The organism is Arthrobacter sp. 05N33_2, assembly GCF_056397425.1.
In genome coordinates, this window is sequence record NZ_JBFTNJ010000096.1 from 1 (window position 1) to 8,775 (window position 8,775).

Consider the following 8,775-nt stretch of genomic DNA (forward strand, 5'->3'; position numbering starts at 1 on the left):
GTGCGGGTCCAGCCGGCCGTCGGCAGGCAGCGGCTCGTAGAGCGCCCGGTAACTCTCCAGTCTCCGGCGTCGAATTGCGTCCAGCGCGAAGGTCCGCGACAGCGCCCGGTCGGTGAGCTCGGCCGCGGCGGTGCCGTCGCCGGAAAGGGCACGGCAGACCGATCGGATCATCAGGATCTCCGGATCCTCGCCCCACGGTGCGGGGAGATCCAGGCACAGCCGTTCAAGGGTCTGCACGTCGTTTCCGAGCAGGAATTCGAGCCAATGGGCGCCGAGGGAAATCACGGCTTGCCGGGGTGCGCTTCCTTGCAGCGCCTGGGCGACGCCCTCGACGACGTCGACGTCCTGGTAGTACCTCGCCGCCACGCGGTGCAGACGCTCGGCGAGCAAAGGGTCACGCCGCTGCAGGATGCGCCGGCACTGCGCCGCGAAGAGGGAATGCCACCGGAACATCGATTCGCCCGCACGGTATTCGTGCTCCTCGATGAAGAGCCCGTTACGGAGGCATTCCTCAAGCAGCACGCCGCCGCGGGGACGGCCTTCGAGTTCGACGGCGAGCCGGCGTCCGAGCCAGTCGCTGGCAGTGGCCCTGAGAATGAATTCGGCCAGCGACGGTTCGATCTGGTCGAGGATCTCTTCTGCGACGTAGTCGGCGAGCGGGACGTGCGTAGGCGCGGAGCCTGGCGTTGTAAGCGGCACGTTGCGGGCCTGCGCCAAGGAGACCAGGCTGGCGTGGACTGCCACAGGCCAGCCGGCAGTCATCTTCCAGAGCGACCCGGCGTCGAACGTTTGATCTTGTCCCAGCGCACTGGCGAACTGGGCAACTTCCTCCCGCGTGAAGGCCAGTTCGGCGGCGCGAAGTTCACCCAGTCCCTCGCCGTACCGGAATCTTTCGAGCTGAATGGACGTATGGCCGCGTCCCGAGAGGACCAGCCGCAGTGAGGGGGGTGCCGATGCGGCGAGCACCCCGACGATTCCGTTCGCCAGCCCCGGCCCGGCCAAATGGACGTCATCGATCACCAGGACAATCGGTTCAGTGAGGTGCTCGAGTGCCCCGAGGAGAAGGTCGTAGGAGGCCGCCCGGTCGTGGGCAAGGCTCGGGTCCAGGGCGAGGAGGGCGTCGGTTCCGGGTAACGGCAGTTTGCCCGCCGCGGACTGGATCGCCCCAACAACACCGTGAAACAGCCGCGCGGGCTGCGTGTCGAACCTGTCCAGCGACAGCCATGCGCACGGCAGAGCGCACTTGCGGACCCAATCACCCAGAAAAGTTGACTTGCCGTAGCCGGCCGGGGCCGCGACGAGGGTCAGGCGGTGCGAATCCGCGGYCGCGGACAGGGCGCTTTCCAGACGTGGACGCTCCAACGCTCCGAGACCGCGCACAGGCGGGCGGATCTTGAACTGTGGGCCCGGTACCCATTCGGCTTCTAGCCTATCTCTCACATTCCACATGCTAGGTGGGGGCAAAAGGGCACCAACAGGGCGCAAAGACCCCTTGTGCGCCGCTCCTTAGTGCGACAATACGGCGATTAGGGCGACCCGATTGCGGCACGGCACGAATTGGGTGCCCGGCTGTATCATCAGTCATGCCTATGAMGCACGGCAGCCCGACAGACCCGATTTTCCTTCATGACCTCGACAAGGCCGACCGCAGGCGGGTCATTATTTTCGCGATTGCACGTCTCATCGCATTTTCGGTTGTGGTCCTCGCCCTGTATTTCTTTATTCCCGTCGGGGGATTCAATGACGCCGATCCCGCGGCCGCCTGGATCCGCCTGGCGGGTGTCGTGCTGGTCTTTTTCGCAGTCCTGGCAATTCAATTGCGGCTGATACTCGTGGCGCATATCCCGAGGGTTCGGGCGGCCGCGGCTGTCGCCGAAACCCTGTTGATGTTTTTGTGTCTCTTCGCGCTGCTTTACACATCAATGTCGATCACATCTGCGGCGGCGTTTAGCGAGCCCCTGAGCCGAACCGATGCCCTTTACTTCACCACTTCCACGTTTGCCACCGTCGGGTTCGGGGATATTACGCCGGTAAGCCAGCTGGCGAGGGGTGTCGTGTCCGTCCAAATGATTGCCGATTTAGGTGCACTCCTATTGATCGCAAAAGTGGCATTCTTCGCGGCAGGGCGGCGGCTGGGCGGCGAATCCTGAACCCGCCGCCGTCATCACCCAAAACGGATGACAGCAGGCCGGCCGGCTGAAATTTCGCGGGCAGGGCCGGGATTCGGTGCGCCACTTTGCACGTCCGACGCGCGGCGTCCAGCCCGTAGGGACGGCCGTGGCGGGCCCTTCCCCGGCGTGACAGATCACCCTGTGTGGGTGGGGCTGGACCGGCACGCCGAGTGAACAATGAAAATAGCCGTGAAATGCCCAGCCGCGGAACACAAGCTAAGGCGGATCCCCTCATGTCGCTGAACGATCAGCCCGCTGGCCCCGCTAGCCCGGAACAGGAAGAAATTCTGCGGTTACGGGCCGAAGTCGCCCGTCTCCAGCAGGAACGGGACACTGCCCGCAAGGCCCCGCCGAGGCCGGCCGTGCGGCATCCGGGGCTGGCCCGGCGCATTGTGGCAATCGTGCTGGTGGTTATCACTGGCCTGTTGGCCTTCGCGACAGTTCCGGCCCTCTACCTTCGCAGCGAAGTCATCGACACCGATCGCTACGTCGCCACCGTCGCACCGTTGGCCTCGGACCCTGCGATCCAGGCCGAAATCGCCGACAAGGTCACTCAACAGATCAACGACGCCGTGGATTTCCAGACCATCACGCGCGATGCCCTGAACGAGCTCGCTAAAACGGCGCCCCGCGTGGCGGCCGTGCTTACCGGGCTGGCCCCGATGCTTGCGGAGCAGACCAAAACGCTCATCCATACCGCCGTTGCCAGATTCGTGGCGACACCGCAGTTCCAGGACCTTTGGATCCAGGTGAACCGGGTGGCGCACCAGGGGCTGGTCAACCTTGCCACGGGAAGCACGGGAGGCACGGTCAGTATTGATGAGAATGGCACGGTGTCGATTTCCACGAAAGAGATCATCGCCCGGGTCAAGACTCTCCTTGTCCAGCAAGGGGTGGATATCGCCTCGAGGATCCCGGAAGTTGACGCGCAGATCGCCCTGTTCCAGTCTCCTGAACTGGTCCGTGCCACGGAAACCATCCGGACCCTGGACCGGCTCGGCCCAATACTGGCGTGGCTGACGGTGCTCAGCGCCGTGGGCGCCATTGCCGTTGCCCCCCGGGGCCGGAGACGGAGCACGACGAGCGGCGTGGGGTTGGCCGTGGCGGTGTCGATGGCGGTGCTAGCGCTGTCCCTTGTGATCGGGCGAAGTTACGTCCTGAACTCGATTCCATCGAGTGCTGTCTCCCCTGCGGCGGCCGAAAGCCTGGTCGAGGCACTCCTGGTACCGCTGCGCACCAGCCTGCGCCTTGTCTTCGTCGTCGGACTGCTGATCGCCCTGGCAGCTTTTCTGGGCGGCCACTCGCGTCCAGCGGAGTATGTCCGGCACGGCCTGGCGACGGCGGGCGACTACATCACCGGCAAGATCGGCGGTGGCCAGGCCAAGCCATGGCAGCTCTGGTTGGCCCGGTACCGGCGGATCATCGAAGCCACCGTCGTCGGCATCGCTGTGCTGGTGCTGATCTTTTGGCAGGACCCGACGGCGGCCGTCGCCATCTGGACGGCCGTCCTGGCCGTGCTGGTCGTTCTCGTGGTCGAACTGCTGTGCCGGCCGGCCGTAGCCGGCGGGCCGGGCGCCGAACCCGGCGCCGAACCCGGAGGCGAGCCGGGCGTCGATCCCGGCGGTGAGTCCAGTGTCGAGTCCGGCGGCGTGCCAGGCGGTGAGTCGGTCACGGCGGGCGGCCCTCCCGATGACACGTATCCCACGATTCCCATCCCCCGGGCGCCCGACGCCGGAGGAACCAGCGTGTGAAGGACCGGCGGGACCGGACTACCAGTTAGCGCCGCGCCAGCTGGTGCTGCGCGGCAGCGGCACTCGCCGCAGACACTAGCCGCAGACACTAAGGCGGCCGCAGCCGCCGACACTAGGCCGACGCTAGGGGGCGGTCGGCGAGAACGGGAACAGGTCCTCGCCGGCGCCGTGCACCACCACGCAGGTAGCCTCGGGTACTTCCCGCCACGCCCCGCGGAGATCCCCCAGCGGTTCGGAGACGACCAGGCGCGCGTTGTCCGCCAGGTCATGAAGCAACGGGTTGTCCGGGTACTGGACGCGAAGGGTCGCGACGTCGGTGCTGTGGAACAGCGACCGGGACTGCCGTTCACTCGAGTAGCGGAACGCCCAGGTGGTCTCGCCGTCGGTCGTGGCGACTGTCATCTGGATTGGCTGCTCGATCCCGTGGCGCCGGCCGACGTCTTCAATCAGTCCAACCGCGGCAGCTACGGCCGCCCTCGGGTCCTGCTCCAGCCCGAAGGTCAGGGCGAGGAAGAAGAAGAGCTCTGAGTCCGTGGCTCCCTCGATCAGCGGAAAGAGCGATGGCTCAACGGCTATGGCCAAGTCGCGCTTCACAGTCGGGAACTCCCGGATGAGTCCGTTGTGCATCCATAGCCAGCTGCCGTGGCGGAATGGATGGCAGTTGGTCTGTTGGACTGCCGATCCGGTCGAGGCCCGAATATGCGCGAAGACCCGGCCGGCCGACGCCTGGGCCGACAACTCGCGGAGGTTGCGGTCATTCCACGCGGGCTCCGTGCTGTGGAACAACCCGGGATACGGCGCGGATCCGTACCAGCCCACGCCGAAGCCGTCCCCGTTGGTGGTTTCAACGCCCATTCGAGCGTGCTTGCTCTGCATCACGAGCGAGTTGGTCGGTTTGTACAACAGCTCCTCCAGTTGCACCGGCGAACCCGAATACGCTAGCCAACGACACATGGCATCCTCCCTCAGTTGTGGACAGCAGTCCATCACGGCGACGGAGCGGGCACATCATCACCCCGGGGTGATTCGGGCCGCGGGGTGGGAGGTAATGGGGTCCCACCCGCGTTCGATAGTTCCGTCGTCGCGTCCCCGCTGGTCAGCGGCGCGCCCGGCACGGAGAGCCGCGCGAAAGGATCACCCGCGGCGGGTGACGCGCAAGCGGGCCCCTCACCCAACACTGGTGGTACCTGCCAGTGATTGGGCTGCCAGGCGAAAGCCCATGGAGAGGTGAGTCCAATGTCGAAACCAAAACCAGTCCTCGCGCGAATGTCTGCGCTCGGGGCGGCGGTTGCGCTGCTCGCCGGCTGCGCCACCTCGGGACCCAGCAGCAGCCCCAGCGCGAGCCCGACGGCGAGCGTTTCACCGGTTTGCGCTGCCGCCACTGACTTTTCAACAGCCCTGACGAATTTCAAGGACTCCCTCAAGCCAGGCGCCACCATCGGCCAGATCCAGGCGGCCCGGGATCAGGTTCGGAAGAGCTACGACGATCTGGTCAACGCGGCCAGCGACGCGGCCAAAGATCGGGTGGATGCCGTCAAAGCAGCCCAACAGAAGTTCACCTCCGCTGTGAACTCCGTTCCCGACGACGCCACCCTGACGCAGGCGGCCAACTCGCTCAAGGACGAAGCCGCGAACGTGCAGGCCGCCATCAGCGATCTCTCAAATGACGCCAAGTGCTAGCCCGGGTCTTCCGGGATATCCGCGGTGAAACCCATTCCCATCCAAGGCTGCGTTCGTAGGCGACGCCGCACCAAGCGAAAGTAGGGAAGCCAAAATGAATTTCTTCGAGAACTTTTGGGATATTCTCTGGTGGCTGTTTATCTTCTATGCAATTATCGCCTTCCTGTATGCAGTGTTCATGGTGATCGGCGACCTCTTCCGCGACGACGAGCTCAGCGGCTGGTGGAAAGCCGTCTGGATCGTTCTTCTGGTCTTCATTCCGTTCCTGACCGTGCTGGCATACATGATTGCCCGCGGCAAGGGCATGGCGGAGCGGTCAATGGCGCGGGCCCGCAAGTCCCAGCAGGAAACCGATGCCTACATCCGCAGTGTCGCCACGGCCAGCCCCACCGAGGAGATCGCCAAAGCCAAAGCACTCATGGACGCGGGAACCATCAGTGCGGAGGAGTTTGCCCAGATCAAGAGCAAGATCGTCGTCTGACTCCGGGTTGAGGCGCGAGGAGCAGGCCTGGCCAACTCGCTATTCATGAGGCCATGAGGCTTCTAAGATATGGCTAGGCTGAACCAAGGAGGGCTCATGGAGCCGGAACCATCGGAATCCAATCCACGTTCGGCCCTCCCCCGCACCCTCATAATCCTGCTCGCCCTGGCCAGCGCGACGATTGCAGCGTTCGGCCTCGGCGCGATCCAGGGAATAGTCACCCCCGTCTTTTTTGCCTTCGTGCTGACGCTTTGTGTCCATCCGCTGCGCCGCTGGATGCAGGCACGGGGAATTTCCCGGGGCATCGCCACCGGGACCACTATCGCGGCTGTCTTCGGGTTGCTGACCGCCTTCGCCGCAGTCCTGATTGCCTCGCTCGCCCAGTTCTCCGCGCTGCTGCCGCAATACGCCCCCCAAATGGCCGAGATCGGCGCCAGGATCTCCGCACTGCTGGAATCTGTTGGATTTGGCCCGGAGCAAGCCCAGGCAGTCCTGAACGGGTTTACGCCGGGCCGCATCATCGGGTTCCTCGGCGGCCTCCTGGGAAACGTCGCGAGCCTGGTGACCAGCCTCGTGATCATACTGACGATGCTCATTCTTATGGCGATTGACGGCTCGCGCGTGCCGGCGCTCCTGATTCATCTGAACTATCACCGGCCGGCACTGGTTTCAGCGCTCAACGGCTTCGGAACCGGTGTGCGCCGCTACATGGTCGCCACCACGGTCCTCGGAATCGCGCAGGGGTTGTTCAACTGGCTGGTTCTGGTCATCCTGCAGATCCCCGGCGCCCTGCTCTGGGGGCTGCTGTCTTTCATCTGCAGCTTCATCCCCAACATCGGGTATTTCATCGCCATCATCCCGCCCTTGTTCTTCGGCTACCTCACCGGGGGCTGGCCGACCGTCGTGGCAGTCATCATCATCTATGGCGGAATCAACAGCATCATCCAGTCGATCATCCAGCCGAAATATGTGGGCAACGCGGTGTCGCTGAGTGAGACGCTGACCTTCTTCTCCGTCCTCTTCTGGGCAGTGGTCCTGGGTCCTGTCGGCGCCGTCCTCGCCGTCCCCCTGACGCTCTTGTTCCGGACCATCCTGCTCGATTCTGACCCGACACTTGCATGGTGGCGGCCGTTGACGGGCGACAAGAAGGACCTCGAACTGCTCATCAAGGAAGAAGACAAGGCGATCCGGGCCCGCCGCGGACGACTGAAGACGGGCCGTCCGGACACCGGAAGCGGGCCGAAGGCATGACATGCCGTCGGGGTGCTGCCGGGGGACGGTGAGGGGAGCATGCTGAGCACTCTCAGCAGCCTGGCTCTCTTTGCCCTGGCCGGGGCTCTCAGCACAGTGCCTGTCAGCGTGACGATCATGATTCTGCTCTCGCCAACTCCGCGCCGCGGCGCCCTTCCCTTCCTGATCGGCAGCCTCGCGGGTTCGATCGTGGTCGTGGGCCTGGCAGCGGTCGGGCTGCAATTCCTGCCCGTCAAGCCGCCGCGCCTGCGTAGGGACGAATGGGTGGCACAAATTGCCATTGTGATCGGTGCGCTTCTGGTTGCGTACGCCGTGTACCTCCTCGTGAGCAAGGGCGGCCGGGACAACGCCATGCTTGGCAAGATGAAGTCGCGGTTCCGCTCCGCCCGGCCCTGGGAATTCGTCGTACTGGGCCTGGGCTTTAACCTTCGTCCGAAGGCGCTCCTGCTGGCCGTCACCGCCGGTGCCGTGATCGGTGTCCAGGAACTGCCGCCGCTGCCAAGCAGCCTGCTTGTCCTCGCCTACGCCGCCGTGGTCCAGTCAGCCGTCATCATTCCGGTCGCTGTGTGGCTGCGCTCCCCCGAACGGGCCCAAGTGCCGTTGACCGCCCTATACAACTGGCTGCAGCGCAATGGCCGCAGGATTGCGGCGATCGCGACGCTGACGATCGGGATCTTCCTCGTCGGCTACAGCCTTCTCCAGCTCTAATCGGACTACCCCGAAACCACGCACCCCGCCGGATCCCGGGGAACTCCGCTGTCAAGGGGGTGCAGCCTGGACGCTCGCCGCTGTGAACTTCAGCCCAGGACGCTCCCCTCGCCGGTGCCGGCGGGCTTGGGGTCAGGGATCCGAATCATGCGGAACGAGGTGCCGAGCCCGGCGAGGCCGGCAAGGATCGGGACGAACAGTGCAATCTGGAGGGCCAGGGGCCGTGCCTCCGTGTTGATGCGGATGATTTCGTTCTGGATGTCCTCCGGCTGGCCGGCGATCTGTTCCTGGAGTTGCGCGTCGCTCATCACCTGGGCGTCGTCTTCCAGTACCGTCGCGACCTGCTGCTTGTCGTCGGGCGGGAGGACCGTGCTGGCATCCGACAAGCCGATGAAGATGGTCGAGAGCGATGCCAGCATGATGCCGCCGGCGAACGCGAGTCCGAAGGACAAGCCGAACGATCCCGCGGCCGAGTTCACGCTGGCGGCCTCGCTGACCCGCTCGTCCGAAATCGGGGACAAGGTGTAGTTGTTGAGCTGGGATACCAGCAGCCCCAGGCCAAAGCCTGAAATGATCAGCGGGATCAGCAGCCACCAGCCGGAGTCAGCTCGCGGCACGATGGGGACCAGCACCACCAAACCCGCGATCAGAAACAGAAAGCCCCACCGTATGAGGCTGGCCGGGCGCCGCCTCCCGGACCTCTTCCCGACGATCATGGCGACAGCGAACATGG

At 64.8% G+C, this 8,775-nt stretch carries 8 protein-coding genes and 1 pseudogene; 6 read left to right on the forward strand and 3 right to left on the reverse strand.

The features are described 5' to 3' along the window. Positions 1-1,362, reverse strand: a 1,362-nt coding sequence (locus AC1DHX_RS19535) for a winged helix-turn-helix domain-containing protein (protein ID WP_476900377.1), incomplete at its 3' end; no start/stop codon positions are given. Between the two features lie 227 nt (positions 1,363-1,589). Here AC1DHX_RS19535 and AC1DHX_RS19540 point away from each other — a divergent pair. Both AC1DHX_RS19540 and AC1DHX_RS19545 read left to right on the forward strand, forming a co-directional pair. Further along, the gene (locus tag AC1DHX_RS19540) at positions 1,590-2,150 is read left to right on the forward strand and encodes an ion channel (protein ID WP_476900378.1); all 561 of its coding nucleotides are present in this window, start codon (positions 1,590-1,592) and stop codon (positions 2,148-2,150) included. Positions 2,151-2,404: 254 nt separating this feature from the next. Further along, positions 2,405-3,922, forward strand: coding sequence for a transposase (locus AC1DHX_RS19545; protein WP_476858665.1), 1,518 nt, complete (start codon positions 2,405-2,407; stop codon positions 3,920-3,922). 123 nt (positions 3,923-4,045) lie between these two features. Here the strand turns inward: AC1DHX_RS19545 and AC1DHX_RS19550 are convergent, their stop codons facing one another. Then, on the reverse strand, positions 4,046-4,876 hold the full coding sequence (locus AC1DHX_RS19550; RefSeq protein ID WP_476858666.1) for a class II glutamine amidotransferase: 831 nt from the start codon (positions 4,874-4,876) through the stop codon (positions 4,046-4,048). Between the two features lie 282 nt (positions 4,877-5,158). Between AC1DHX_RS19550 and AC1DHX_RS19555 the strand changes: the two genes are divergently transcribed. From AC1DHX_RS19555 to AC1DHX_RS19570, 4 genes are all read left to right on the forward strand, one after another. Then, positions 5,159-5,602 carry a hypothetical protein gene (locus tag AC1DHX_RS19555; protein ID WP_476858667.1) on the forward strand — a complete coding sequence of 148 codons (444 nt, stop codon included), beginning with the start codon at positions 5,159-5,161 and terminating at the stop codon, positions 5,600-5,602. 94 nt (positions 5,603-5,696) lie between these two features. After that, positions 5,697-6,083, forward strand: a complete 387-nt coding sequence (locus tag AC1DHX_RS19560; RefSeq protein WP_230010772.1) for an SHOCT domain-containing protein — start codon at positions 5,697-5,699, stop codon at positions 6,081-6,083. A 96-nt stretch (positions 6,084-6,179) separates the two neighbouring features. After that, a complete protein-coding gene (locus AC1DHX_RS19565; RefSeq protein ID WP_476858668.1) occupies positions 6,180-7,334 on the forward strand; it encodes an AI-2E family transporter in 1,155 nt (384 codons plus the stop codon). A 39-nt stretch (positions 7,335-7,373) separates the two neighbouring features. Beyond that, positions 7,374-8,042: a GAP family protein gene (locus AC1DHX_RS19570; protein WP_476858669.1), complete on the forward strand. Its 669-nt coding sequence runs from the start codon at positions 7,374-7,376 to the stop codon at positions 8,040-8,042. An 89-nt stretch (positions 8,043-8,131) separates the two neighbouring features. On the opposite strand, the pseudogene AC1DHX_RS19575 reads toward AC1DHX_RS19570, so the two are convergent. Next, positions 8,132-8,775: pseudogene (locus AC1DHX_RS19575) on the reverse strand (MFS transporter); the annotation flags it as partial.

What these genes read in the sequence shown, in the direction of transcription:
- AC1DHX_RS19545 (WP_476858665.1), top strand. Translation starts at nt 2,405, where the DNA reads ATGTCGCTGAACGATCAGCCCGCTGGCCCCGCTAGCCCGGAACAGGAA.
- AC1DHX_RS19550 (WP_476858666.1), bottom strand. Translation starts at nt 4,876, where the DNA reads ATGTGTCGTTGGCTAGCGTATTCGGGTTCGCCGGTGCAACTGGAGGAG.
- AC1DHX_RS19555 (WP_476858667.1), top strand. Translation starts at nt 5,159, where the DNA reads ATGTCGAAACCAAAACCAGTCCTCGCGCGAATGTCTGCGCTCGGGGCG.
- AC1DHX_RS19560 (WP_230010772.1), top strand. Translation starts at nt 5,697, where the DNA reads ATGAATTTCTTCGAGAACTTTTGGGATATTCTCTGGTGGCTGTTTATC.
- AC1DHX_RS19565 (WP_476858668.1), top strand. Translation starts at nt 6,180, where the DNA reads ATGGAGCCGGAACCATCGGAATCCAATCCACGTTCGGCCCTCCCCCGC.
- AC1DHX_RS19570 (WP_476858669.1), top strand. Translation starts at nt 7,374, where the DNA reads ATGCTGAGCACTCTCAGCAGCCTGGCTCTCTTTGCCCTGGCCGGGGCT.